The 24,968-nt window shown below is 74.0% G+C and carries 26 protein-coding genes; 8 read left to right on the top strand and 18 right to left on the bottom strand.

What is annotated here, in order from left to right; translation table 11 throughout:
* Positions 1-15: 15 nt before the first annotated feature.
* On the bottom strand, positions 16-771 hold the full coding sequence (locus tag ACGRHY_RS09435) for an alpha/beta hydrolase (protein ID WP_394634941.1): 756 nt from the start codon (positions 769-771) through the stop codon (positions 16-18).
* A 154-nt stretch (positions 772-925) separates the two neighbouring features.
* Between ACGRHY_RS09435 and ACGRHY_RS09430 the strand changes: the two genes are divergently transcribed.
* Both ACGRHY_RS09430 and ACGRHY_RS09425 read left to right on the top strand, forming a co-directional pair.
* The gene (locus ACGRHY_RS09430) at positions 926-2,065 is read left to right on the top strand and encodes an adenosine deaminase (RefSeq protein ID WP_394634940.1); all 1,140 of its coding nucleotides are present in this window, start codon (positions 926-928) and stop codon (positions 2,063-2,065) included.
* 165 nt (positions 2,066-2,230) lie between these two features.
* A complete protein-coding gene (locus ACGRHY_RS09425; RefSeq protein WP_394634939.1) occupies positions 2,231-2,599 on the top strand; it encodes an ATP-binding protein in 369 nt (122 codons plus the stop codon).
* A gap of 135 nt (positions 2,600-2,734) precedes the next feature.
* On the opposite strand, the gene ACGRHY_RS09420 is transcribed toward ACGRHY_RS09425, so the two are convergent.
* The 5 genes from ACGRHY_RS09420 to afsQ1 all read right to left on the bottom strand — a co-directional run bounded on the left by ACGRHY_RS09420 (position 2,735) and on the right by afsQ1 (position 6,662).
* Positions 2,735-2,938, bottom strand: a complete 204-nt coding sequence (locus ACGRHY_RS09420; protein ID WP_394634938.1) for a PspC domain-containing protein — start codon at positions 2,936-2,938, stop codon at positions 2,735-2,737.
* An 87-nt stretch (positions 2,939-3,025) separates the two neighbouring features.
* On the bottom strand, positions 3,026-3,580 hold the full coding sequence (locus ACGRHY_RS09415) for a VanZ family protein (protein ID WP_394634937.1): 555 nt from the start codon (positions 3,578-3,580) through the stop codon (positions 3,026-3,028).
* Positions 3,581-3,671: 91 nt separating this feature from the next.
* Positions 3,672-4,304: a hypothetical protein gene (locus tag ACGRHY_RS09410; protein WP_394634936.1), complete on the bottom strand. Its 633-nt coding sequence runs from the start codon at positions 4,302-4,304 to the stop codon at positions 3,672-3,674.
* Complete coding sequence (locus ACGRHY_RS09405) at positions 4,301-5,908, bottom strand: sensor histidine kinase (protein WP_491630957.1); 1,608 nt, start codon at positions 5,906-5,908, stop codon at positions 4,301-4,303. Before ACGRHY_RS09405 ends, ACGRHY_RS09410 begins: the two co-directional genes overlap by 4 nt.
* Positions 5,909-5,984: 76 nt before the next feature.
* Entirely contained in the window at positions 5,985-6,662 is a 678-nt protein-coding gene (gene afsQ1, locus ACGRHY_RS09400; protein WP_173915081.1) for a two-component system response regulator AfsQ1, read from the bottom strand.
* Positions 6,663-6,865: 203 nt separating this feature from the next.
* Here afsQ1 and ACGRHY_RS09395 point away from each other — a divergent pair, with 203 nt between their 5' ends.
* Positions 6,866-7,621 carry a SigE family RNA polymerase sigma factor gene (locus ACGRHY_RS09395; RefSeq protein WP_394634934.1) on the top strand — a complete coding sequence of 252 codons (756 nt, stop codon included), beginning with the start codon at positions 6,866-6,868 and terminating at the stop codon, positions 7,619-7,621.
* A gap of 96 nt (positions 7,622-7,717) precedes the next feature.
* Here ACGRHY_RS09395 and ACGRHY_RS09390 read toward each other — a convergent pair whose 3' ends face one another.
* Positions 7,718-8,365 carry a uridine kinase family protein gene (locus tag ACGRHY_RS09390; RefSeq protein WP_394634933.1) on the bottom strand — a complete coding sequence of 216 codons (648 nt, stop codon included), beginning with the start codon at positions 8,363-8,365 and terminating at the stop codon, positions 7,718-7,720.
* A 119-nt stretch (positions 8,366-8,484) separates the two neighbouring features.
* Here ACGRHY_RS09390 and ACGRHY_RS09385 point away from each other — a divergent pair, with 119 nt between their 5' ends.
* Complete coding sequence (locus tag ACGRHY_RS09385) at positions 8,485-8,931, top strand: hypothetical protein (RefSeq protein WP_394634932.1); 447 nt, start codon at positions 8,485-8,487, stop codon at positions 8,929-8,931.
* Between the two features lie 81 nt (positions 8,932-9,012).
* Here the strand turns inward: ACGRHY_RS09385 and ACGRHY_RS09380 are convergent, their stop codons facing one another.
* From ACGRHY_RS09380 to deoC, 3 genes are read right to left on the bottom strand one after another with little or no spacing between them, the layout of a single operon-like run.
* Positions 9,013-9,921, bottom strand: coding sequence for an aldehyde dehydrogenase family protein (locus ACGRHY_RS09380; protein WP_394634931.1), 909 nt, complete (start codon positions 9,919-9,921; stop codon positions 9,013-9,015).
* Positions 9,914-11,350, bottom strand: coding sequence for an aldehyde dehydrogenase family protein (locus ACGRHY_RS09375; RefSeq protein WP_394634930.1), 1,437 nt, complete (start codon positions 11,348-11,350; stop codon positions 9,914-9,916). The genes ACGRHY_RS09380 and ACGRHY_RS09375 overlap by 8 nt, the downstream gene beginning before the upstream one ends.
* A gap of 5 nt (positions 11,351-11,355) precedes the next feature.
* Complete coding sequence (deoC, locus tag ACGRHY_RS09370) at positions 11,356-12,363, bottom strand: deoxyribose-phosphate aldolase (protein ID WP_394637980.1); 1,008 nt, start codon at positions 12,361-12,363, stop codon at positions 11,356-11,358.
* A gap of 157 nt (positions 12,364-12,520) precedes the next feature.
* On the opposite strand from deoC, the gene ACGRHY_RS09365 reads away from it, so the two are divergent.
* The gene (locus tag ACGRHY_RS09365) at positions 12,521-13,147 is read left to right on the top strand and encodes a PH domain-containing protein (protein ID WP_394634929.1); all 627 of its coding nucleotides are present in this window, start codon (positions 12,521-12,523) and stop codon (positions 13,145-13,147) included.
* 49 nt (positions 13,148-13,196) lie between these two features.
* On the opposite strand, the gene ACGRHY_RS09360 is transcribed toward ACGRHY_RS09365, so the two are convergent.
* The 3 genes from ACGRHY_RS09360 to ACGRHY_RS09350 form a co-directional block, all read right to left on the bottom strand.
* Positions 13,197-14,861, bottom strand: coding sequence for a phospho-sugar mutase (locus ACGRHY_RS09360; protein ID WP_394637979.1), 1,665 nt, complete (start codon positions 14,859-14,861; stop codon positions 13,197-13,199).
* Between the two features lie 417 nt (positions 14,862-15,278).
* Positions 15,279-16,100 carry a purine-nucleoside phosphorylase gene (locus ACGRHY_RS09355; protein ID WP_394634928.1) on the bottom strand — a complete coding sequence of 274 codons (822 nt, stop codon included), beginning with the start codon at positions 16,098-16,100 and terminating at the stop codon, positions 15,279-15,281.
* Positions 16,101-16,254: 154 nt separating this feature from the next.
* Positions 16,255-16,692, bottom strand: a complete 438-nt coding sequence (locus ACGRHY_RS09350; protein ID WP_394634927.1) for a gamma-glutamylcyclotransferase family protein — start codon at positions 16,690-16,692, stop codon at positions 16,255-16,257.
* A gap of 120 nt (positions 16,693-16,812) precedes the next feature.
* Between ACGRHY_RS09350 and ACGRHY_RS09345 the strand changes: the two genes are divergently transcribed.
* Positions 16,813-18,261: an NAD(P)H-quinone dehydrogenase gene (locus ACGRHY_RS09345; RefSeq protein ID WP_394637978.1), complete on the top strand. Its 1,449-nt coding sequence runs from the start codon at positions 16,813-16,815 to the stop codon at positions 18,259-18,261.
* Between the two features lie 123 nt (positions 18,262-18,384).
* Positions 18,385-19,449 (top strand): DeoR/GlpR family DNA-binding transcription regulator, encoded by a 1,065-nt coding sequence (locus ACGRHY_RS09340; protein ID WP_394634926.1) that lies wholly within the window; start codon positions 18,385-18,387, stop codon positions 19,447-19,449.
* A gap of 96 nt (positions 19,450-19,545) precedes the next feature.
* Here ACGRHY_RS09340 and ACGRHY_RS09335 read toward each other — a convergent pair whose 3' ends face one another.
* Complete coding sequence (locus tag ACGRHY_RS09335) at positions 19,546-21,321, bottom strand: acetyl/propionyl/methylcrotonyl-CoA carboxylase subunit alpha (protein ID WP_394637977.1); 1,776 nt, start codon at positions 21,319-21,321, stop codon at positions 19,546-19,548.
* A gap of 389 nt (positions 21,322-21,710) precedes the next feature.
* Between ACGRHY_RS09335 and ACGRHY_RS09330 the strand changes: the two genes are divergently transcribed.
* Entirely contained in the window at positions 21,711-22,220 is a 510-nt protein-coding gene (locus ACGRHY_RS09330) for a hypothetical protein (protein WP_394634925.1), read from the top strand.
* On the opposite strand, the gene ACGRHY_RS09325 is transcribed toward ACGRHY_RS09330, so the two are convergent.
* The 4 genes from ACGRHY_RS09325 to ACGRHY_RS09310 all read right to left on the bottom strand — a co-directional run bounded on the left by ACGRHY_RS09325 (position 22,201) and on the right by ACGRHY_RS09310 (position 24,933).
* Complete coding sequence (locus ACGRHY_RS09325; RefSeq protein ID WP_394634924.1) at positions 22,201-22,815, bottom strand: nucleoside triphosphate pyrophosphatase; 615 nt, start codon at positions 22,813-22,815, stop codon at positions 22,201-22,203. The genes ACGRHY_RS09330 and ACGRHY_RS09325 overlap by 20 nt on opposite strands.
* Before the next feature lie 50 nt (positions 22,816-22,865).
* Positions 22,866-22,985: a morphogenic membrane protein MmpB gene (gene mmpB, locus ACGRHY_RS09320; RefSeq protein ID WP_394634923.1), complete on the bottom strand. Its 120-nt coding sequence runs from the start codon at positions 22,983-22,985 to the stop codon at positions 22,866-22,868.
* Positions 22,986-23,078: 93 nt separating this feature from the next.
* Positions 23,079-23,297, bottom strand: coding sequence for an acyl-CoA carboxylase subunit epsilon (locus tag ACGRHY_RS09315; RefSeq protein WP_394634922.1), 219 nt, complete (start codon positions 23,295-23,297; stop codon positions 23,079-23,081).
* 28 nt (positions 23,298-23,325) lie between these two features.
* Positions 23,326-24,933 carry an acyl-CoA carboxylase subunit beta gene (locus ACGRHY_RS09310; protein WP_394634921.1) on the bottom strand — a complete coding sequence of 536 codons (1,608 nt, stop codon included), beginning with the start codon at positions 24,931-24,933 and terminating at the stop codon, positions 23,326-23,328.
* Between the last annotated feature and the right edge of the window lie 35 nt (positions 24,934-24,968).

The raw sequence follows: 24,968 nt of genomic DNA, 5'->3' as shown, positions 1-24,968 counted from the left end.
CGCCCCGCGGGGCGCTCAGTGGCGCAGGGAGCGGCCGAAACCGGCCGCCAGCGGCATCCGCAGGCCCAGCGGCGGCGGGGCCGCCAGCGCGTCGGCCACCGGGCGGGCGAAGTCCCGGTCGCACAGCGTGCTCAGGGTGAAGTCCTCGGCCAGGGCGAGGACTTCCGCGCGGTGCCGGCGCAGCGCGTGGCCGTCGGTGTGGACCTCGAAGCGGCAGACGTCCGGGTTGATCCTCTTCGCCCGCACGGCCAGCCGGTAGGAGCGGTCCGGGTCGGTGTGCTCGTCGTCCGTGCCGTGCACGATCAGCACCCGCCGGCCGGCGAGCTGCCGCACCGGCTCCTCCCCGCCGTCCTCGCGGCCCTCCGGCAGCCAGGGGGCCAGCGCCAGGACGGAGACCGCCGCCGGGTGGCCCGCGGCCCGCAGCGCCGCCCGGGCGCCGATGTCCCGGCCCACCAGGCAAACGGGGACGTCGCCGTAGCGGCGTGTGACCTCCTCCAGCGCCCACTCGGCGTCCCGTACGGGGTGGGCGTCCGCGCCGTTCCAGCCGCGGTAGCGGTAGTGGAGGACGTGCGCGGTCACGTCGTGCCCCGCCCCCGCCCGCGCCAGCCGCCGCGCCAGCGGCAGGATCGCCGCCGCGGCCCGGCGGGAACGGCCGCGCGTGCCCGCGGCCGTCCCTCCCGGAAGCAGCAAGGCCACGCCCTGTACCGCGTGGTCGTCCCCGAACGCCCGCCCCAGCCGCGCATCCCGACGCGGCAACGCCTGCTGAGTCACGGCGAAAACGATCGCAGAAGCGGGGGTGTACGGGCGGTGCCGGTCGGTCACCATTGGGTATCGAAAGCCCCGGGGTCGCGTCCGGGCCGTGCGCGGGCGGGTGCGGGACCCGCCCGAGGATGATATCTACGCGCGTAGGCGCTAGAGTGCGGCAATGACGAGCGAGACTGTCACCACCGTCCCCACTCCGGACCAGATCCACCGCGCCCCCAAGGTGCTGCTCCACGACCACCTCGACGGCGGCCTCCGTCCGGCCACCGTCGCCGAGCTCGCCCGCGAGTGCGGCTACGGCGGTCTGCCCGAGACCGACCCCGAGGCGCTGGGCGCCTGGTTCCGCGAGGCGGCCGACTCCGGTTCGCTGGAACGCTACCTGGAGACCTTCACCCACACCTGCGCGGTCATGCAGACGCGCGAGGCGCTGGTGAGGGTCGCGGCCGAGTGTGCCGAGGACCTGGCCGCCGACGGCGTGGTGTACGCCGAGGTGCGCTACGCCCCCGAGCAGCACCTGGAGGCGGGGCTGACGCTGGAGGAGGTCGTCGAGGCCGTCAACGAGGGCTTCCGAGAGGGCGAGCGCCGGGCCCGCGAGGCCGGCCGGCGCATCCGCGTCGGCGCCCTGCTCACCGCCATGCGGCACGCCGCCCGCTCGCTGGAGATCGCCGAACTGGCCAACCGGTACCGGGACGAGGGCGTCGTCGGTTTCGACATCGCGGGCGCCGAGGCGGGCCACCCGCCCACCCGCCACCTGGACGCCTTCGAGTACCTCAAGCGCGAGAACAACCACTTCACCATCCACGCCGGCGAGGCGTTCGGGCTGCCGTCCATCTGGCAGGCCCTCCAGTGGTGCGGCGCCGACCGGCTCGGCCACGGGGTGCGCATCATCGACGACATCCACGTCGCCGACGACGGCACGGTGAAGCTGGGCCGGCTGGCGGCGTACGTGCGCGACAAGCGGATCCCGCTGGAGCTGTGCCCCACCTCCAACATCCAGACCGGAGCGGCCTCCTCGTACGCCGAGCACCCCATCGGGCTGCTGCGGCGGCTGCGCTTCCGCGCCACCGTCAACACCGACAACCGGCTGATGAGCGGCACCGGCATGAGCCGCGAGTTCGGGCACCTGGTGGAGACGTTCGGCTACACGCTGGACGACATGCAGTGGTTCACCGTCAACGCCATGAAGTCCGCGTTCATCCCTTTCGATGAACGTCTGGCCATGATCAACGAGGTGATCAAGCCCGGATACGCCGAACTGAAGGCCGAGTGGCTGTTCCGGGAGGCCGCCGCCAAGGGCCTGTGACCAGCACTTCCTCCGGCCGGATGCGGCCGGAGGAGGGTGCGGCGGGCGGCCGGGCGCGGCGGCGGACGCGGGCGCCCGGCCGTTCCGGGGTGTTTGCGGCGGACGCGGCGCCCTGGCTACGTTCGCGAGGCCGCTCAAGCCATCCACACGAGGACGTACCAGCTGATGAAGCAGCGAACGATGAAGACGATCGGTGTCGCCGTGCTCGGCGCCGCCTTCGCCGCCACCGGCGCCGGGGCCGCCTCCGCGGCGGACACCCTGGGGCTCGGCAAGACCGCCGGAGGCACGCTGAAGAGCCTGCCCGTGCAGGAGGTCGCCAGGACGCTGCCCGCCCCCGACGCACCCCAGCAGGCCAGGACGCTGCCCGCCCCCGCCGAGGACAGGGCGGGGCAGCAGCCCAACACCAGGCAGCAGGATCCGGTGCGGGACCTGCTCGGCGGCCTGCCGCTGGGCAGCCCGGAGAAGCCGACGATGCTCAACCTGCCGACGGGCAAGCTCACCGGCGCCCTGCAGACCGGCAAGCTGCTGGGCTGACGCGCCTCCTCCTTTTCCCCTTCCCGCGCCTCCCCCTCCCTCCACCCCGCCCACGGGAGGTGCCACGGGCCGCGCACCGGGCCGTCCCCGGCGCGCGGCCCGTTCCCCTGTGCAGGGGTGTTCGTGCGAGACGCGTCACCAACTCGCGCGCTGCATCTTCCGCTCGTCCGGCAGCAGGATCCACAGGGCGATGTAGAGCAGGAACTGCGGCCCCGGCAGCAGGCAGGAGACCAGGAAGATCACGCGCATCGTGTTCGGGGTGGTACCGAAGCGGCGGGCCAGCCCGGCGCACACACCACCGATCATCCGGTCGTCGCTGGGGCGGACGATTGCGGCCATGGCGGGACTCCTTCGCTCTTGGCGGAACGCCGTCGTTCGGCGGGGACAGATCCACCGTAGGCGAGCGTTACGGTTGAAAGCCTCCCTCTAGGGTGCGATTCCGACCCTGGGAGTCCTCGGGGGCACACCCTGATCCCCCTTCCCGGGGGGCCCCGGCCGCCGGGCGCCGGAGGGCTCCCGCCGCGCCGCCGCGCGCAGCCGGGCGCGCAGTGCCGGGTAGCACAGCAGATGGACCAGGGCCACGCCCGTGGTGTTGAGCAGCAGCGTGTCCACGTCCGCCACCTGCCCCGGTACCGCGGGCTGCACCAGCTCGATACCGAGCGAGATCATCGCGGCGGCGAAGACCGTACGCGCCCACGAGCCCAGCCGCGACGCCGCCCGGCCCGCCGCCATCGGCAGCAGCACCCCCAGCGGGGCCAGCAGCGCCAGCCCGCCGCCGATGCCCTCCAGCGCCGCCCGGGGGCCGTCCGCCAGATCGGCGTGGATCGAGGCGAAGGGCCGCAGGTTCGCGGGGGAGACCCAGGGGACGGACAGGGGCCGCAGCGTCAGCCAGCCGACGAACAGCAGGTGGCAGCCGAGGAGTACGAGCCCCGCTGCACGGATGCGGTGGGCGGCGGAGCCGCCGGGGTGATGACGCTGCACGGCGACACAGACGCACACGGCGCGCGCGGCGGTTCCGCTCCTCCGGACGAGCCGGTGCGTGGCGCGGGCACCGGGCGCGGGCGCCCGGCGCCTACGGGAGCGGGGCGCCCGCGGTCTTCGCCGCCTCCGGGCCGCCGCGCAGCTCGTCGGTGCAGGAGTAGCGCAGCGGGGGCTCCCCGCCACCGTCCCGTGCCGGACCGCCGAGCACCACCGAGCCGTCCTGGCCGGCGGCGGCCGTGCCCGTGAACGTGCAGACGATCTGGGCCAGCGCGAAGGACGGCAGTCCGCCGGGCTCCCGGCTCAGCCGCAGCGTCCCCCCGGGGTCGCCCTCCCCGGGCCCGGTGACCTCCAGTCCCCCGGGGACCGAGCTGCCGAAACCCGCCTCCCGTTCGGCCCGGGACGGGTTCTCCCGCAACTCCTCCAGCAGCCCGCGGGCCGTCTCCAGCCGGGTGTCCGGGCCGGACTCCGAGCCGCCCGGTGCCACGGTGCGCTCCACCGCCGAGACGGTGCCGCCGCAGACCAGGAAGACGTCCGCCCGGACGCTCCCGTCGCCGGGGCGCCGCTCCTCCTCGGCGGCGGGGGCCGTGCACGAGGCCCGCGACGGCGCCGGGCCGGCGTCCACCGGCACGGGCGTGGAGCGTATGCCGCACCCGCCGAGCGCGAGCGCGGCCAGGGCCGCGGCGCTCGCGCGGAGCCCGGGGGCCGTACGGCGTGTGGTGCTCATCGTCCGTCCTCCCGGTGCGCCCCGCCGCCGTCCGCGCCCGGGCCGGTGTCGGTGTCCGTGCCGGATTCCGTGTCCGAGGCGGTGTCCGTGTCCCGGTCCCGGTCCTGCTCCGGTGCGAGGCGGCTGGCGTCGCGCGGCAGCCGCAGGGTGAAGACCGCGCCTCCCTCGGGCGCGTTCCCGGCGGTGATGGAGCCGCCGTGGATGTGGGCGTTCTCCATGGCGATCGACAGTCCGAGTCCGCTGCCCTCGGAGCGGGGCCGGGAGGCGCTGGCCTTGTAGAAGCGGTCGAAGACGTGCGGCAGCACGTCCTCGGGGATGCCGGGGCCGCGGTCGGCGACCCGGATGACCAGCTCGTCCCCGTCCGGCCCCGCGGTCTCGCGGGTGCGCACCGACACCCGCACCGGGGAGCCGCCGTGCTTGAGCGCGTTGCCGATCAGATTGGCCAGGATCACGTCCAGGCGGCGCGGGTCGAGCCGTGCCGTGATGCCGCGGTCGGCGTCCAGCTCGACCGCGTCCAGCCAGGCCCGGGCGTCGATGCAGGCCGTCACCTGGTCCGCGACGTCGACGTCGTCGAGCACCAGGCGGGCCGTCCCCGCGTCGAAGCGGGTGACCTCCATCAGGTTCTCCACCAGGTCGTTCAGCCGCCGGGTCTCGCTGACGACCAGGGTGACCGCGGGCGCGATCATCGGGTCGAGGGAGTCGACCTCGTCCTCCAGGACCTCGGTGACGGCGGTGATCGCGGTCAGCGGCGTGCGCAGCTCGTGCGACATGTCCGCCACGAAGCGGCGGCTGGACTCCTCTCGGGCGCTCAGGTCGGCCACCCGCTGCTCCAGCGCCTCGGCGGTGCGGTTGAACGTCCTCGACAGCTCGGCCAGTTCGTCCTTCCCCGACACCCTCAGCCGGGTCTCCAGCCGCCCCTCGCCCAGCCTCCGTGCCGCCTCGCCCAGCCGCTGCACGGGCCGCAGCACCGTGGTGGCGGCGGCCTGCGCCAGCAGGGCGGAGCCGACCAGGGCCAGCGCGGTGGCGATCCCCAGGGACCAGGCCAGGGAGCTGAGGTCGTCCCGCTCGGGGGCGAGCGACTTGAACATGTAGCCCGTCGGCCCGCCGCCGATCACGGTCGCACCGCCCACCAGATACGGTTCGCCGTTCACCGTGATCCGCTGCCAGTACAGGTGGTAGGGGGCCTTGTTGACGGCGTCGACCGGACGTTTGCCGGCGACCGCCGAGCGCAGCGCGCGGGGCACGTCCTCCAGGGTGAACGCCGGGTCGGACGCCGCCTCGCACCGCGAGCCGCCGGCCTGTTCCCCGATCAGCACCACCTCGTACCGCTGGGTGGTGCTGGCCATGGCGCCGGCCGTTTCCCGCAGCGCGTCGCAGGCCGGCCGGCGGGGAAGGGCGCCGGCGTTGTCGCCCAGCGACTCGCGGAAGTCGTTGAGCGCGGCGTTCTGCGCCCGGGTCAGGACGGCGTCGCGGTTGATCCAGTACGCGATGCCGGAGACGGCCACCGCGGCGGTCAGCGCGACCAGCGCGAAGACCACCACCAGCCGCAGCCGCAGGCTCGTCAGCCGCAGCGACCCGGCGACCCTGCCCAGGGAGCCGCTCACGGCGCCTCCCACCGGGTCCGGCCGTGCCGGGACGAGGGTATCGGCGCCGGGTCCCCGCCGGCCTCGTACGCCCCTCTCACGCCGGGGGGTCCAGCCGGTAGCCGACGCCGCGCACCGTGCGGATCAGCGTCGGCGAGGAGGGGACGTCCTCGACCTTGGCGCGCAGCCGCTGGACGCACGCGTCGACCAGCCGGGAGTCGCCCAGGTAGTCGTGCTCCCACACCAGCCGCAGCAACTGCTGCCGTGACAGCGCCTGCCCGGGGCGGCGGCTCAGCTCCAGCAGCAGCCGCAGCTCGGTCGGGGTGAGCTGAAGGTCCCTGCCGTTCTTCGTCACCGTCATCGCCGAGCGGTCGATGACCAGCGCGCCGAAGGTCGCCGAGTCGTTCGCCTCCCGCTCGCCGCGCCGCATCACCGCGCGGATCCGGGCGTCCAGCACCCGTCCCTGCACCGGCTTGACCACGTAGTCGTCCGCGCCGGACTCCAGGCCGACCACGACGTCGATGTCGTCGCTGCGCGCGGTCAGCAGGATGATCGGCAGCTGGTCCGTGCGCCGGATGCGGCGGCACACCTCGAAACCGTCGATGCCGGGCAGCATGACGTCCAGCACGATCAGGTCGGGCCTCTGTTCGCGCAGCAGCTTGAGGCCGTCCTCGCCCGAGGCAGCGGTCACCACGCGGTGGCCCTGCCGGGTCAGCCCCATCTCCAGGGCCGTACGGACGGCCTCGTCGTCCTCGATCAGCAACAGGAAAGGCACGCGCGCCATTCTGGCTCATACCGTGCCCGTACTTCGACCGGCCGGTGAACGGGGCGCGGACGCGGGCGGGTCACGGCCCACCCCGCCTCTGTGACACCCCTGTGACAGACGGCGGACCCGGCGATGAAACTGCCCCGGCAGTGTATTCGGCGTACTCGGCACGGACCGAGGACACGAGCCGGTTCCACAAGGGGGGGCGCGAGATGAACACACTGCACCGCAACGTCACCAGCGCGGTTATCCACACGCGTCTGCACACTCCCGTGGTTCCGGCACAGGGCGGGGGGAAGTCCGGCGCCGCGGGAGCTTCGGGACGCGACCGCGGCGCCGGTCGCCGGCGGCCGGCGCACATCGCCGCCGCCCCCGAGCCGGCCGGGGGGGACCGGGGGGAGGAAGCGCACGGGGGGGAACCGGGGGAGCGGCGCCGGGAGGGTGTGACGGAGGCGGAGTTCACCGCCTACGTCCGCGAGCGCCGCGCCTCCCTGTACGCCACCGCGTACCACCTCACCGGCGACCGGTACGAGGCCGAGGACCTGCTGCAGAGCGCGCTGTTCTCCACCTACCGCGCCTGGGACCGGATCACCGACAAGGCCGCGGTCGGCGGATACCTGCGCCGCACCATGACGAACCTGCACATCAGTGCCTGGCGCCGCCGCAAGCTCAACGAGTACCCGACCGAGGAACTGCCCGAGCCGGCCGGCGAGAGCGACGCGATGCGCGGCACCGAACTGCGCGCGGTGCTGTGGCAGGCGCTGGCGCGGCTGCCCGAACTCCAGCGCACGATGCTGGTCCTGCGCTACTACGAGGGCCGCACCGACCCGGAGATCGCGGACATCCTGAACATCAGCGTCGGCACGGTCAAGAGCAGTATCTGGCGCTCCCTGCGCCGGCTGCGCGGCGACGAGACGCTGAGCTTCGGGCGCGATTCGGAGGAGAGCTTCGGCGAGCTGGTCGCCTGACGCACCGGGACCGGGGGGAGACGGGGGAACGGGGGAGAGCACGGGGGTGCTCCGGGAGCGGGCCGGGTCGGCCGGGGTGTCCGACCCGGCCCGCCCTCATGCGCGCACGGCACCCGGGCGCGCATGAGGGCGCGTACGCCTCCCGGGCGCGCCGAGCGCCTCGATCCGCGCCAGTGCCTCGTCCCGGTCGCAGGCGCGGGCGCCCAGGGCGACATGGCGCGCGACGATCGCGCCCTCGGCGCGCATCAGGGCCCAGCCGCGGCGCACCAGGACGGGCAGCGACTTGCGGCCCTCGCGCACATCGCGCACCAGCCGCCGCCGGAAGGTGGTGGAGGGGCGCCCGCGCAGGCACAACGCGTCGGCCAGCAGGCCGAGTTCGAGACAGCGCCCGGCGATCTCGGCGGCGAATATCCCCTCGGCGACGAACAGGCGCGCGCCGCGCAGGTCCAGTGCGTCCTCGCCGGTCCGGGCGCTTGTGGAGATGTCGTACACCGGGACGGCGGCCCGGCCGTTCCCGCACAGGGCGGCGATCGCAGCCACCGCCGCGTCGGCGTCCCAGGAGCCGGGGTGGTCCCAGTCCACCCGGCCGCCCCCGGTGAGCCGGGGGAGGGACGGGTCCCCGGCCTCCTTGTAGAAGTCGTCCAGGCGCAGTACGGGCAGCCCGGTGCGGGCGGCCAGCGAGGACTTGCCGGAGCCCGAGGGGCCGGTCAGCAGGATCACGCGGGCGGTGTCGTGGGAGCTCACGGAAGACCATTGTCGGCCATCCACAGGGAGGCCGGTACGCGTGTGCGTGTGACGCCCGGCTCGTATACGCTGCGTCACCGTACGGACACAGTCTTCGAGTTCTCTTGGTAGGTGTACCGATGACCGCTCAGCGCCGCCGTCACGCACGGGAGAGGCAAGCGGGGAGCAGCGGCGTCCAGCGAGCCCTGCTGCGGGCCGGGCTGACCGTCTCCGCGGCCGGGGCCGCGGTGGCCGGAGGGGCGGGGGCGGCGGCCGCGGCGCCCGTGCAGCTCTCGGGTCTGACGTCGGCGCTCTCGCCGGACTCGCTCGGCTCCGGCGTGCACGGTCTGGCCGAGGGCGTGGGGGCCACCGGGCACGCGACGGCCGGTGCGGTGCGCCCGGTCAAGGACGCGCGGATCGATCCGCTGGCGGGCACGGGCGTCGATCCGCTGGACAACACGGTCGGCACCCAGATCGCCGACTTCAAGCCGGTGACCACCGGAGCCGTCACGGGGCCGGTCAGCGAAGGGGGCACGGTCCGCACCCTTCCGGTGACGGGCCCGGCGGCGGGGCTGCTGCCCGGCTGAGCGGGCGCCCGGCCGAGGAGGTGCTCCGGGGCCGCGGCTCCCCTGAAAGACCCGGAGGGGAGGCGCGGCCCGGACGGCCCGTCAGACGCCGACGGGATGCCAGACGGTCTTGGTCTCGACGAAGGCCAGCATCCGCTTCACACCCGGGTCGGCGGACCAGCTGGAGGCCGCGGACCCGCCGGCCTCCGGGCGCAGCACCCGCTTGAGGTTGTCCGCGGCGGCCACCTCCAGCTCCCCGGCCAGATCCGCGTCCGCGCCCGCCAGGTCGATCGCGTTGACGTCCTGGTGGGCGGCGAGCGGCGCGGCGATCTCCGCGGTCCGCCCGGACAGGACGTTGACCACCCCGCCGGGCAGGTCGGAGGTGGCCAGCACCTCGGCCAGCGACAGGGCGGGCAGCGGCGCCCGCTCGCTCGCCACGACGACGGCCGTGTTGCCGCTGACGATCACCGGGGCGAGCACCGAGACCAGGCCCAGGAGGGAGGACTCCTGCGGGGCCAGCACGGCGACCACACCGGTCGGCTCCGGGGTGGAGAGGTTGAAGTACGGGCCGGCGACCGGGTTCGCCCCGCCCGCGACCTGGGCGATCTTGTCGGACCAGCCCGCGTACCACACCCAGCGGTCGACCGCCGCGTCCACCCGGGCCGCGGCCTTCGTCTTCGACAGGCCTTCGGCGGCCGCCACCTCCGCGGCGAACTGCTCGCGGCGGCCCTCCAGCATCTCGGCGATCCGGTAGAGGACCTGGCCGCGGTTGTAGGCGGTCGCCCCCGACCAGGGGCCGAACGCCTTGCGGGCCGCGACCACCGCGTCCCGGGCGTCCTTGCGGGAGGCGAGCGGGGCGTTGGCCAGCCAGTTGCCGCGTGTGTCGGTCACCTCGTACACCCGTCCGCTCTCGGACCGGGGGAACTTCCCCCCGGCGAACAGCTTGTAGGTCTTCAGAACGCCCAGGCGCGTGCGCGCGGCGCCGCCGGGGTTGCCGGACTGCTCAGACATCGAGGTACGCCTCCAGACCGTGACGGCCGCCCTCGCGGCCGAAGCCCGACTCCCTGTAGCCGCCGAACGGCGAGGTCGGGTCGAACTTGTTGAACGTGTTGGCCCACACCACACCGGCCCGGAGCCTGTTCGCCATCGACAGGATGCGCGAACCCTTCTCCGTCCACACGCCCGCGGACAGGCCGTACTGCGAGTTGTTCGCCTTGGCCACCGCCTCGTCCGGGGTGCGGAAGGACAGCACCGACAGCACCGGGCCGAAGATCTCCTCGCGGGCGATCCGGTGGGCCTGGGTGACGTTCGTGAAGACCGTCGGCGCGAACCAGAATCCCCGCTCGGGCAGTTCGCACGCCGGGGACCACCGCTCGGCGCCCTCGGCCTCGCCGCTGTCGGCGAGTTCGGTGATGCGGGCGAGCTGCTCGGCGGAGTTGATCGCGCCGACGTCGGTGTTCTTGTCCAGCGGGTCGCCCACCCGCAGGGTGGACAGCCGGCGCCGCAGCGCGTCCAGCAGCTCGTCCTGCACCGACTCCTGGACCAGCAGGCGCGAGCCCGCGCAGCACACCTGGCCCTGGTTGAAGTAGATGCCGTTCACGATGCCCTCGACCGCCTGGTCGATCGGCGCGTCGTCGAAGACGATGTTGGCGCCCTTGCCGCCCAGCTCCAGGGTGAGCTTCTTGCGCGTCCCGGCGACCGTGCGGGCGATCTGCTTGCCCACGGCCGTGGAACCGGTGAAGGCGACCTTGTCGACGCCCTCGTGCGCCACCAGCGCGGCCCCCGTGGAGCCGTCGCCGGTGAGGATGTTGACGACACCCCCGGGCAGCCCCGCCTGGCGGCAGACGTCCGCGAAGAACAGCGCCGACAGCGGGGTGGTCTCGGCGGGCTTGAGGACCACGGTGTTGCCGCAGGCCAGCGCCGGGGCGACCTTCCACGCCAGCATCAGCAGCGGGAAGTTCCACGGGATGACCTGGGCGGCCACGCCCAGCGGCCTCGGGTCCGGCCCGTACCCGGCGTGGGCCAGCTTGTCGGCCCAGCCCGCGTGGTAGAAGAAGTGCGCGGCGACCAGCGGCAGGTCGGCGTCGCGGGTCTCGCGGATCGGCTTGCCGTTGTCCAGGGTCTCCAGGACGGCCAGCTCACGCGAGCGCTCCTGGATGATCCGGGCGATCCGGAACAGGTACTTGGCGCGCTCGGAGCCGGGCAGCGCCGACCAGGGGGCGAAGGCGCGGCGGGCGGCGGCCACGGCGGCGTCCACGTCCTCGGCGCCGGCGTGGGCGACCTCCGAGAGGACCTCCTCGGTGGACGGCGAGAGGGTCTTGAAGGACTTGCCGCCCGCGGCCTCGCGGAACTCGCCGTCGACGAACAGCCCGTAGGAGGGGGCGATGTCCACCACGGCGCGGGACTCGGGCGCGGGTGCGTACTCGAACATGGGGCTCATCGTGATCAGTCCACCGTCACGTAGTCGGGGCCGGAGTAGCGCCCGGTGGTCAGCTTCTGGCGCTGCATCAGCAGGTCGTTGAGGAGACTGGAGGCGCCGAAGCGGAACCAGTCGGGGTGCAGCCAGTCGTCGCCGAGGACCTCGTTCACCATCACCAGGTACCGAACCGCGTCCTTGGTGGTGCGGATGCCGCCCGCGGGCTTGACCCCGATCCGCGTGCCGGTGGCGGCGCGGAAGTCGCGTACGGCCTCCAGCATCACCAGGGTGTTCGCCGGGGTGGCGTTGACCGCGACCTTGCCGGTGGAGGTCTTGATGACGTCGGCGCCGGCGAGCATCGCCAGCCAGGAGGCGCGGCGGATGTTGTCGTAGGTGGACAGCTCGCCGTTCTCGAAGATCACCTTCAGATGCGCGTCCTCGCCGCCGGCGCGGGCGCACGCCCGCTTCACGGCCCGGATCTCCTCGAAGACCTTCATGTAGCGGCCGGAGAGGAAGGCGCCCCGGTCGATCACCATGTCGATCTCGTCTGCGCCCGCCGCCACCGCGTCCCGGGTGTCCGCCAGCTTCACGCCCAGCTCGGCGCGGCCGGAGGGGAACGCGGTGGCCACGGAGGCGACCTTGACGTCCTGCCCGCCGCCGGCGTCCAGGGCCCGCCGGGCGGTGGCCACCATGTCCGGGTAGACGCAGATCGCGGCGACCTTCGGCACGGTGCGGTCGGTGGGGTCGGGGTTGACGCCCTTGGCGCACAGCGCCCGGACCTTGCCCGGGGTGTCGGCGCCCTCCAGGGTCGTCAGGTCGATCATCGAGATGGCGAGGTCGATGGCGTAAGCCTTCGCCGTGGTCTTGATCGAACGGGTGCCGAGCTGGGCCGCGCGGGCTTCCAGACCGACGGCGTCGACCCCGGGCAGGCCGTGCAGGAAGCGGCGCAGCGCGGCGTCGGAGGCGGTCGCGTCCGCCAGTGCGGGAGGCGCGGCGGGAGGCGGTGCGGCGGGTGCGGTGGGAGACGAGGCAGGCATGGTCACCAGGGGAGCATATCTACGCGCGTAGCAAACTGTCATCCCCCTCCCCGTATCCCGGCCGGCCCCCGGCGGGCACGCGACGGACGCACGACCGGGTCCGTGAGGTGCCCACCGGCCGGACGACCGTGCGGCGGGGTCAGGCAGAATCGGAGGCATGAGTGAGCAGACGGGGTACGCGGACCACACCTACCGCTCGGCCATGGGCATGGTGGGAGGCGCCCTGCTGCTGGCACTCGTCGTGCTGCTGGCCGCCGACGGGATCGTCAACGGCGAGGGCCGCACCCGGTGGATCTCGCTGGCCGCGCTGGCGGCGTTCGTGCCGCTGATCTTCGCCTTCTCCCTGCGGCCCGCCGTGTACGCGGGGCGCGAGCGGCTGCGGGTGCGCAACCCCTTCCGCACGATCACGCTGCCGTGGGCGTCGGTCGAGGGTGTACGGGCGGCGTACTCCGCCGAGGTCCACGCGGGCGACGGCAAGTACCAGATGTGGGCGATCCCGGTCTCGCTGCGCCAGCGCAAGAAGGCGCTGCGGCAGGGCCAGGGGGGCGGCGCCGCCTCGTCGAACCTGTCGGGCCCCGGAGCGGTGTTCGCCCCGGGGATGTCCGGCACCGGCGGCTACCGGCCCCAGGCCGACCAGGCGATCGACGAGATCCGCACCCTGGCCGAGCGCCACGCCTCCGACGAGGGGGCGCAGGGCGCCCCGAGCGTCCGCTGGGCCTACGAGGTCCTCGTCCCGGCGGTGGCCGGCGGGGCGGCGCTGCTGCTCCTGCTGTTCCTGGGCTGACGTCCCCGGCTCCGGACCGGGCGCGGCCCGCGGAACGGGCCCCCGTGCGTCAGATGCCCGCGGCGGCGGCGAGGTCCGCCCTGAGGGTGCCCAGCACCTCCGCCGCCGTAACGCGGGCCGCGGCCAGGTCCGAGGCGTCCGCCACGGAGACGACCGCCTCCAGGTAGCACTTCAGCTTCGGCTCCGTGCCGCTGGGGCGGACGACGATCCGGGCGCCGGCCACCCGCCGCCGGGGATCGCCCGCCAGCCGGTAGCGCAGGCCGTCGGTCGGCGGCAGGTCCCCGCTTCCCCGGCTCAGGTCCTCGGCCGAGGTCACCGTCAGACCGGCCAGCAGAGCCGGCGGCGCCTGGCGCAGCCGGCTCATCGCGTCGGCGATCACGGACAGGTCCTCCACCCGCACCGAGAGCTGGTCGGTGGCGTGCAGCCCGTACTCCACCGCGATGTCGTCCAGCAGTTCGGTCAGGGAGCGCCCGCTCTCCTTCAGCTCGGCGGCCAGTTCCGCGACGAGCAGCGCCGCCGTGACGCCGTCCTTGTCGCGCACGCCCTCGGGATCCACGCAGTAGCCCAGCGCCTCCTCGTAGGCGTAGCGCAGCCCGTCCACGCGGGCCAGCCACTTGAAGCCGGTCAGTGTCTCGGTGTACGGCATGCCCGCCGCCCTGGCGATGCGCGACAGCAGGGAGGAGGAGACGATCGTGGTGGCGAAGGCCCCCCGCGCCCGCTTGTGCACCAGATGGGTGGCCAGCAGCACCCCCACCTCGTCGCCGCGCAGCATCCGCCAGCCCGCGTCCGTGTCCGGGTCGGGGACGGCCACCGCGCAGCGGTCGGCGTCGGGGTCGTTGGCGATCACCAGATCCGGCCGGTGCCCGCTGGCCGCGGCGAAGGCCAGGTCCATCGCCCCGGGCTCCTCCGGGTTGGGGAAGGCCACGGTGGGGAAGTCCGGGTCGGGCTCGGCCTGCTCGGCCACCGGCACCGGCGAGGGGAAGCCCGCGCGCTCGAAGGCGGCGGCGACCGTGGCGCCGCCCACGCCGTGCAGCGAGGTGTGGACCACCTTCACGTCCCGGGGCCCGCCGGGGGTGAGGACACCGGCCGCGCGCTCCAGATAGGCGTCCACGACGTCCTCGCCGAGCACCTCCCAGCCGGCCCCGGCGCGCGGGACGTCCGCGAGGGAGCCGATGGAGGCGATCTCGTCGGCGATCTCCCCGTCGGCGGGCGGCACGATCTGGGAGCCCCCGCCGAGGTAGACCTTGTAGCCGTTGTCGCGCGGCGGGTTGTGGCTGGCGGTGACGGTGACGCCCGCGACGGCGCCCAGGTGCCGGACGGCGAAGGCCAGTACGGGCGTGGGCAGGGGTCGGGGCAGCAGGGCCGCCCGCAGGCCGGCGCCGGTCATCACGGCGGCGGTGTCGCGCGCGAAGTCCTCGCTGCGGTGGCGGGCGTCGTAGCCGACGACGACCAGGCCGCCGCCGTGTCCGCGCGCCCGCAGGTACGCCGCGAGCCCGGCGGCCGCGCGGATGACGACCGCGCGGTTCATCCGCATCGGACCGGCACCCAGCTCCCCGCGCAGCCCGGCGGTACCGAACCGGAGGGTGCCCGAGAAGCGGTCTTCCAGTTCCTCCAGGTCACCCGCCTCGATGAGGGCGGTCAGTTCCGCACGGGTCTGCGGGTCGGGGTCCTCGGCCAGCCAGGACCGCGCCTGCGCGGTCAGGTCCTCGTGCACGGTTGCCACGGTCTCTCCGCCTCTCGCGTGTCGCCTGTGGGCGGCGCTGTGCGCCGCTCCTGTTTCGCTGCGCTCCCGCGCCGGTGGGCGCGGGAGCGCCGGTGCCGCGTCCGCCAGGGTTCACCCCGCTCGCCGCCTCCCACAGCCCCCGGCCGGGTGGTGCCCCCGAGCTGCGTCGGCCGAAAGCCCGGGTGGGACCGGCCACACGCGGCTTCCGGCCGCCTCGCGATCGCACACACCCGGGGTACCCCGGCCGGAGGCCGGGGAGCCTCGCCACCGGGCAGACCCCGACCGGCACGGCGCCAGGTGTCCACCGGTACCCGGAACGACCGCGAGGCCCGCCCGGGGGTGGGCCGTCCGAGGTACCGGGGACAGGAGTCCGGGAATCCGGGGGCCGTGCCGCCGGGCGGCGCCGCGTCAGATGCGCCGCAGGACGCTGTCCAGCAGCGAGCCCATCCGGGCGGCCGAGTCGCGGCCCGCCCGGAGGACCTCCTCGTGGTTGAGCGGCTCGCCGGTCATGCCCGCGGCGAGGTTGGTGACCAGGGAGACGCCCAGCACCTCGGCGCCCGCCTCGCGGGCGGCGATCGCCTCCAGGACGGTGGACATGCCCACCAGATCGCCGCCGATCGTCCGGACCATGCCGATCTCGGCGGGCGTCTCGTAGTGCGGACCGGGGAGCTGGACGTAGACGCCCTCCTCCAGGGTGGCGTCCACCTCCTGGCACAGCGCGCGCAGCCGCGGCGAGTACAGGTCCGTGAGGTCGACGAAGTTGGCGCCGACGATCGGCGAGACGCCGGTGAGGTTGATGTGGTCCCGGATGAGGACCGGCTGGCCGGGGCGCATTCCGGGGCGCAGTCCGCCGCAGCCGTTGGTCAGCACGACGGTCTTGCAGCCCGCGGCCACGGCCGAGCGGATCCCGTGGACGACGGACGCGACGCCACGGCCCTCGTAGTAGTGGGTGCGGCCCAGGAAGACCAGCGCCCGCTTGTCGCCGAGGCGGTGCGAGCGGACCTTTCCGGCGTGGCCCTCGACCGCCGGCGGCGGGAAGCCGGGCAGGTCGGTGACCGGGAACTCGTGTTCCGGCTCCCCGAGCGCGTCGGCGGCCGGCACCCAGCCCGAGCCCATGACCAGGGCGACGTCGTGGGCCTGCGCGCCGGTCAGCTCGCGCAGGCGTGCCGCCGCGGTGCCGGCGGCGGCGTACGGGTCGCCGGAGTAGTCGGTGGTGGCAGAAGCGTTCACGCCGATGAGGGTAGCCGGTAATCGCCTACGCGCGTAGACGGGTGTCCGGGGAGTGGTCCCGGAAGCGGTCGAAAGCGGACTCGGGAGGGTCGGGATGTCCGGAAGCGGGCCGAAGTGGCCGGAAATCGACTACCGGGGGTCCGGCCGCCCGGCTTCAGCAGGGGCGCTTGCGCAGCTCCGTCACATAGTCGTGGGGCGCCCCGGCCGACTCCGCCGCGTCGGCGATCTCCCCCAGGTAGCGGGCCGAGGGCAGCCCGCCCTCGTAGCCGTTGAGGACGTAGCACCAGGCCGGCTCGTCGCCGTCCAGGGTGTGCGCCCGCACCCGCATACGGCGGTAGACGTCCATGCCGACGCCCTCCCAGCGGTCCATGGAGTCCTCGTCCATGGGAGCGATGTCGTACAGCGCGACGAAGACGGTCGCCTTCGGGGCCTCGACGATGGTCGCCAGCGAGCCCTCCCACCCCATGTGCTCGCCGCCGAAGGTCAGCCGCCAGCCGCTGAGCCACCCGGTGCCGCGCAGCGGCGAGTGCGGGGCGCGGCGGGACATCAGCCGGGCGTCGAGGTTTCCGGCGTATGCGGCGTAGAGCGACATGCGACGAGGGTATAGGCAGCGGCCGCCGCCGCCCGGGCGGACCGCCTCCGCGCGTACCGCCGCCACCCGCCGTCACGCCCGCGGCGGGTGGTGGCGGCCGCTTCGGGGGCGCGTGCGAGACTGGGGTACGTGACTCGGATCGTGATCATCGGTGGTGGACCCGGCGGCTACGAGGCGGCGCTGGTGGCCGCGCAGCTCGGAGCGGAGGTGACCGTCGTCGACCGCGACGGTCTGGGCGGCGCCTCGGTGCTGACCGACTGCGTCCCCTCCAAGACGCTCATCGCGACCGCCGAGGTGATGACGAACTTCGGCTCCTCCTACGAGGAGCTCGGCATCATCGTCGAGGACGGCACCCCCGACCCCGACAACCCCGCCCGGGTCGTCGGCGTGGACCTGGGCAAGGTCAACCGGCGTGTGAAGCGCCTGGCGCTGGCACAGTCGCACGACATCACCGCCGCCGTCACCCGTGCCGGCGCCCGCGTGCTGCGCGGCCGCGGCCGGCTGGAGCCGAACCAGGCGCCCGACGGCACGCGGCAGGTCGTGGTGGAGACGGCCGGGGGCGAGGAGGAGCGGCTGACGGCCGACGCCGTGCTCATCGCCACCGGCGGCAAGCCGCGCGAGCTGCCCGACGCCCGCCCCGACGGCGAGCGCATCCTGAACTGGACGCAGGTCTACGACCTGGAGGAGCAGCCCGAGGAGCTGATCGTGGTCGGCTCCGGCGTCACCGGCGCCGAGTTCGCGGGCGCCTACCAGGCGCTCGGCTCCCGGGTGACGCTGGTCTCCTCGCGCGACCGCGTGCTGCCGGGCGAGGACCCGGACGCGGCGGTCGTGCTGGAGGACGTCTTCCGCCGCCGCGGCATGAACGTGATGTCGCGCTCCCGGGCCGCCTCCGCCAAACGCGTCGGGGACCGGGTGGAGGTCACCCTCTCCGACGGCCGGGTCATCACCGGCAGCCACTGCCTGATGGCCGTCGGCGCCGTCCCCAACACCTCGGGCATCGGCCTGGAGGAGGCCGGGGTGGCGCTGAAGGACTCCGGCCACATCCGCGCCGACCGGGTCTCGCGCACCTCCGCGCCCGGCGTCTACGCGGCCGGCGACTGCACGGGCGTGTTCGCGCTCGCCTCGGTCGCGGCCATGCAGGGCCGGATCGCGATGTACCACTTCCTGGGCGAGACGGTGGCCCCGCTGGACCTCAAGACGGTCTCGGCGAACGTCTTCACCGACCCGGAGATCGCCACCGTCGGCCACACCCAGGCCGACGTGGACGCCGGCCGGATCGACGCCCGCGCCGTCAAGCTGCCGCTGCTGCGCAACGCGCGGGCGAAGATGCAGGGCGTGCGGGACGGTTTCGTGAAGCTGTTCTGCCGCCCGGGCACGGGGATCGTGGTCGGCGGCGTGGTGGTCGCGCCGCGCGCCAGCGAGCTGATCCACCCGATCTCGATCGCGGTCGACAACAACCTGACGGTCGAGCAGATCGCGAACACCTTCACGGTCTACCCCTCCCTGTCGGGTTCGATCGCCGAGGTGGCGCGGCAGCTCCAGACGCGGAAGGCGGCCGAGGGCGGCTGACCGGCGGCCCGGGTTCCGCCGGGCCGTCCGCGTATACCACGGCAGGGTTCTGCCTACGAACAATTTCCGTTATTCAGTGGAAACAGCTGAAAGCAGACGGTCGCCCGGGTTACCGTCTGTTCTGTGTTCGCTGCAGAACGTCGTCAACTGATCCTCGAAATGGTGCGGGCCAACGGAGCCGTGTCGCTCCGCGAACTCGCACGTGTCGTCCAGACCTCCGAAGTGACCGTGCGTCGTGATGTCCGGGCGCTGGAGGCGGAAGGGCTGCTGGACCGCCGGCACGGCGGCGCGGTGCTGCCCGGCGGCTTCTCGCGGGAGTCCGGCTTCCCGCACAAGGCGCATCTGGCGACCGCCGAGAAGAGCGCGATCGCCGACGCCGCCGCGGGCCTCGTGGAGGAGGGCGAGGCCGTCGTCGTCGGCGCCGGGACGACCACGCAGGAACTGGCCCGCCGCCTGGCGCGCGTTCCCGGCCTGACCGTGGTCACCAACTCCCTGCTGGTGGCGCAGGCGCTGGCGCACGCCAACCGCGTCGAGGTCGTGATGACCGGCGGCACGCTGCGCGGCGCCGACTACGCGCTGGTCGGCAGCGGCGCCGAGCAGTCCCTGCAGGGGCTGCGGGTCTCGCGCGCCTTCCTGTCCGGCAGCGGGCTGACGGCCGAGCGCGGCCTGTCGACCTCCAACATGCTGTCGGCGAGCGTGGACCGGGCGCTGGTGCAGGCCGCCGCGGAGGTGGTCGTCCTGGCGGACCACACCAAGCTGGGCGTCGACACCATGTTCCAGACCGTCTCCCCGGAGGCCATCACCCGCCTGGTGACCGACGAGCCTGCGCCGCACGAGGACCGGGCCGCGGCCGAACTCCAGGCGCTGGCGGACCAGGGCGTCCGGATCACGGTGGCCGGTAAGGCCGGTACGCCCTCCGGCGCGGTGGGCGCGGTGCCCGGCACCGCGGTGCCGCCCCCCGGACCGGCGGGGCACAGCGGTCAGGGCGGGCCGGCCGGAGCGGAGGGCGAGGGCCAGGCAGGCGGTCCGGGCGGACGGCCGCGGCGCGAGGTGCCGCTGCCGGGCCAGCGCGGCCGGCACCATCCGCCGGGCGGCGGTGGCGCCCAGTTGCGCGCGGCCCCGCCGATCGCCCCGGGCGAGGGCCAGGCGATGGGCCGGGTCGCGGATCTGGCGCCCCGCCGCCACTGAGGCCGCCCGCCGGCGGCGCGTAAGGCGTGTACGGCGGAAGGGGGCGGGACGGCCGCGGCCGTCCCGCCCCCTTCCGTGCGCCGGGGCGGTGCGGGTTCAGTCCTTGATCTCGCAGATGACGGCGCCGGCGCTGACACCGGCGCCGACGGCGGCGTTCAGGTCCTTGACGGTGCCGGCGCGGTGGGCGTTGATGGGCTGTTCCATCTTCATCGCCTCCAGCACCACGACCAGCTCGCCCTCGGCGACGGTCTGGCCCTCCTCGACGGCGACCTTGACGATGGTGCCCTGCATCGGGGAGGCCAGCGCGTCGCCGGAGGCGGCCGGGCCCGACTTCTTGGCCGCGCGCCGCTTGGGGCGGGCGCCGCCGGCCGCGGCGGTGCGGGCCAGGGTCATGCCCAGCGAGGCGGGCAGGGAGACCTCCAGGCGCTTGCCGCCGACCTCGACGACCACCGTCTCGCGGCCGGGCTCGTCGTCCTCCTCGTCCGCGCCGGGCGCGGCGAAGGGCTTGATGTCGTTGACGAACTCGGTCTCGATCCACCGGGTGTGGACGGTGAACGGGTCCTCGGGGCGGCCGTTCACCTCGGGGGCGAAGGCCGGGTCGGCGACCACCGTGCGGTGGAAGGGGATGGCGGTGGCCATGCCCTCGACGGTGAACTCGGCCAGCGCCCGGGCGGCGCGCTGGAGGGCCTGCTGCCGGGTGGCACCGGTGACGATCAGCTTGGCCAGCAGCGAGTCCCAGGCCGGGCCGATCACGCTGCCGGACTCCACACCGGCGTCCAGGCGCACGCCCGGGCCGGTGGGCGGGTCGAACTTCGTCACGGTTCCCGGGGCGGGCAGGAAGTTGCGGCCGGGGTCCTCGCCGTTGATGCGGAACTCGAAGGAGTGGCCGCGCACCGGCGGGTCGTCGTAGCCGAGCGGTTCGCCGTCGGCGATGCGGAACATCTCGCGGACCAGGTCGATGCCGGTGACCTCCTCGGTGACCGGGTGCTCGACCTGCAGGCGGGTGTTGACCTCCAGGAAGGAGATCGTGCCGTCCTGGCCGACGAGGAACTCGCAGGTGCCGGCGCCGACGTAACCGGCCTCCTTCAGGATGGCCTTGGAGGCGCGGTACAGCTCGGCGTTCTGCTCGGCCGTCAGGAACGGCGCGGGGGCCTCCTCGACCAGCTTCTGGTGGCGGCGCTGCAGCGAGCAGTCACGGGTGGAGACGACCACCACGTTGCCGTGCTTGTCGGCCAGGCACTGGGTCTCCACGTGCCGGGGCCGGTCCAGGTAGCGCTCCACGAAGCACTCGCCGCGGCCGAAGGCGGCCACCGCCTCGCGGACGGCCGAGTCGTACAGCTCGGGGACCTCCTCCAGCGTGCGGGCGACCTTCAGGCCGCGTCCGCCGCCGCCGAAGGCGGCCTTGATGGCGATCGGCAGGCCGTGCTCCTCGGCGAAGGCGACGACCTCGTCCGCGCCGCTCACCGGGTCGGGGGTGCCGGCCACCAGCGGGGCGCCGGCGCGCTGGGCGATGTGGCGGGCGGCGACCTTGTCGCCCAGGTCGCGGATGGCCTGCGGGGGCGGGCCGATCCAGTTCAGCCCGGCGTCGATGACGGCCTGGGCGAAGTCGGCGTTCTCCGACAGGAAGCCGTAGCCGGGGTGGATCGCGTCCGCGCCGGAGTCGGCCGCGGCCTTGAGTACCTTGGAGATGTCCAGGTAGCTGGTGGCGGGGGTGTCACCACCGAGCGCGAAGGCCTCGTCCGCCACCCGCACATGGAGCGCGTCCCGGTCCGGGTCGGCGTAGACGGCCACGCTCGCGATCCCGGCGTCCCGGCAGGCCCGGGCGACCCGGACAGCGATTTCACCGCGATTGGCGATGAGCACCTTGCGCACGATGGCTTCCTCCTTGGCGCTGGGCCGCAACATATGAGCGATGTGAGTTTAGTTATCGGCGACACCGCAGGCCGAGTCGCCCAGGGAGGTGAGCTTGCCCACACGGAATGTGACCCCAGGGGTCCCGGGGAGCCCAAATCCCTTGTTGGTACACGGTACGCCGCGATCTCGCGTCCGGCTGGAGATCTTCGGTGTGGTCAAGGTTACTGTCCAGCGGTCAGACGAGCGTTCCGGACTCTTTGTGGGGTTCCTACGAACGGAGGGGGGATTCTTTGCCGGGGCGCGAGGTCTTTCCCGGCCCGTTACCCGTTAGTAGCATGCGCGCTGTCGAAAAGGGCGGACACAGCGCGCCCACGGGGCGACGTGTGGGGGACCGGGTGGGGGACGGGATGGCGCACAGAAGGCCGGTGGCCCTGACGGCGGCCGCCGTGCTCGCGGCCGAAGCCGCCGGTGCCGGGTGGCTGCACTGGGTCCTGGGCCTCATGGTCGACCGTCAGGAGATGTCCCTGGCCGGGCTCGACCCGCGCCTGATGGCCGTCTCGGCATGGACCGGCGGCGTACTCGTCGGCGCCTACCTGCTGCTGTGCGCCGCGCTGCTGCTGCGTACGGGGCTGGCCGACCGGCCGCCCGCCCGCCTCGCCCGCGCCCTGCTGGTCGCCGCGGCCGTGGTGCACGGGGTGCTCGGCGCGCTCGGCGTCGGGCTGGTGGGCTGGGCGGCGTTCGCGGCCATGATGCTCGTGCTGGGACTGCTGGTGCTGACCCTGGTGGCGTACGGCCCCCGCAGCCGTACGGAGGAGTCGCAGGAGGTGGGTGAGCCGGGCGCGCCGGAGGGCCCGGAAGGGATCGGGGGAGCTCCGGCGGGACCGGCCGGGCCGCCCCTCAGGCCCACAGCTCCGTGACGGGGACGCCCAGTTCGGCCAGGAGGCGGCGCAGCAGCGGCAGCGACAGCCCGATGACGTTGCCGTGGTCGCCCTCGATGCCGTCGACGAAGGGCGCCGAGCGGCCGTCGAGGGTGAAGGCGCCCGCGACGTGCAGCGGTTCGCCGCTGGCGACGTAGGCGGCGATCTCCTCGTCGCTCGGCTCGCCGAAGCGGACGGTGGTGGCGGCGGTCGCCGAGGCGCGGCGGCCGGTGGCCGTGTCCACCACGCAGTGCCCGGTCACCAGGACGCCCGCCCGCCCGCGCATGTCCTTCCAGCGGGTCGTGGCCTCCTCGGCGTCCGCGGGCTTGCCCAGCGGCCGCCCGTCCAGCTCCAGCACCGAGTCGCAGCCGACGACGAGCGCGCCGGCGGCCTCGGGGCGCCCGGCCACGGCGTCCGCCTTCGCCTCGGCCAGCAGCAGGGCCAGCTCGCCCGGGGTGGGGGCGTCCAGGGCGTCCTCGTCCACACCGCTGACGATCACCTCGGGAGCCATCCCCGCCTGCCGGAGCAGCCCGAGCCGGGCGGGGGACTGGGAGGCGAGGACGAGACGGCGGCGGGACGCGTTGTTGTGGGCCATACGGCCCATCCTAGGAAGCCTCCCGGCCGCCCCGGGCCGGGGCCACCCACTCACAGCAGCAGGAAGACCGCCACCATGGCGACGGCGAGCAGCCAGCCGGTACGGCGGAGCATCGCCTGGGCGGTGCGCAGCTCCTCGGGGGGTTCGTCGGCCGGGTCGGACCAGAGCATGCCACGATCCTGCGCCAAGGCCGGGCCGGGTGCCTGAGTACGCGTACTCAGACACCCGGCCCGGCCGGGTGCGGTGTGTCCCGGACGGCCCGGTCAGGCGGGCCAGTACGCCGTCCGCCAGGCCCGCGGGCCCGGGTGCGGCAGACGGTGGCCGGGGACGGTGCGGGCCGGATCCGACCACTCCGAGCCGCGCTCGGCGGCGGACCCGCCGGTCCCGCCCGCGGCCGCGAGAGCCGCGGCCCGGGTGCGTACCACCGCCAGGGCGGCGGCCAGTTCCTCGGGGGTCGGATTGCCGCGTACGACCTTGATCACGTCACGGTCTCCTCGCTGTCGCGGGTGGTCAGAGCGGGATGTTGCCGTGCTTCTTCGGCGGCAGCGACTCGCGCTTGTTGCGAAGCGAGCGCAGGCCCCGCACGATGTGGCGGCGCGTCTCGGAGGGCACCACCACCGCGTCCACGTACCCGCGCTCGGCGGCCACGTACGGGTTGAGCAGGGTGTCCTCGTACTCGGCGGTGAGCCTGGCCCGCAGCTCCTCGCGCTCCTCGTCGTCCTTCGCAGCCGCCAGCGCCCTGCGGTGCAGGATGTTGACCGCGCCCTGCGCGCCCATCACCGCGATCTGGGCGGTGGGCCAGGCGAAGTTGAGGTCGGCGCCCAGGTGCTTGGAGCCCATCACGTCGTACGCGCCGCCGAACGCCTTGCGGGTGATGACGGTGATCAGCGGCACCGTCGCCTCGGCGTAGGCGTAGATCAGCTTGGCGCCGCGCCGGATGATGCCGCCGTACTCCTGGTCGGTGCCGGGCAGGAAGCCGGGCACGTCCACGAAGGTCAGCACGGGGACGTTGAAGGCGTCGCAGGTGCGCACGAAGCGCGCGGCCTTCTCGGAGGCGTCGATGTCCAGGCAGCCGGCGAACTGCATCGGCTGGTTGGCGACGATCCCGACCGGGTGGCCCTCCACCCGGCCGAAGCCGGTGAGGATGTTCGGCGCGAACAGCGGCTGGGTCTCCAGGAACTCGCCGTCGTCCAGCACGTGCTCGATCACGCCGTGCATGTCGTACGGCTGGTTGGCCGAGTCCGGGATCAGCGCGTCCAGCTCGCGGTCGGTCTCCGAGGTCTCCAGGTCCGCCTCCTCGGGGAAGGCGGGCGGCTCGGAGAGGTTGTTGGAGGGCAGGTACGACAGCAGCGCCTTGACGTACTCGACCGCGTCCTCCTCGCCGGAGGCCATGTAGTGCGCCACACCGGAGGTGGAGTTGTGGGTGCGGGCGCCGCCCAGCTCCTCGAAGCCGACGTCCTCGCCGGTGACGGTCTTGATGACGTCGGGGCCGGTGATGAACATGTGGGAGGTCTGGTCGACCATCACCGTGAAGTCGGTGATCGCCGGGGAGTAGACCGCGCCGCCCGCGCACGGGCCCACCACCAGCGAGATCTGCGGGATCACACCGGAGGCGTGGGTGTTGCGGCGGAAGATCTCGCCGTAGGCGCCCAGGGAGGCCACACCCTCCTGGATGCGGGCGCCGCCGGAGTCGTTGATGCCGATGACCGGGCAGCCGGTCTTCAGCGCGAAGTCCATCACCTTGACGATCTTCTGGCCGTAGACCTCGCCCAGCGCACCGCCGAAGACGGTGAAGTCCTGGGAGAAGACGGCCACCGGGCGGCCGTCGACCGTGCCGTAGCCGGTGACGACGCCGTCGCCGTAGGGGCGGTTGGCGTCCAGGCCGAAGTTGGTCGAGCGGTGGCGGGCGAACTCGTCCAGCTCCGTGAACGAACCCTCGTCCAGCAGCAGTTCGATCCGTTCGCGGGCGGTCAGCTTGCCCTTGGCGTGCTGCTTCTCCACCGCGCGCGCCGAACCCGCGTGCGTGGCCTCCTCGATGCGCCGCCGCAGATCCGCGATCCTGCCCGCGGTCGTGTGACGATCCTGGTCCTCGGGGGCTGGGCTCTGCTGCTCGGACACGGGCTGCGGCTCCTCGTCGTGGCGTCTGGTCGTCG

This window comes from Streptomyces shinuiensis, from assembly GCF_043660855.1.
Taxonomy (GTDB): Bacteria; Actinomycetota; Actinomycetes; order Streptomycetales; family Streptomycetaceae; genus Streptomyces.
This window is presented reverse-complemented; position numbering and strand designations above follow the sequence as displayed.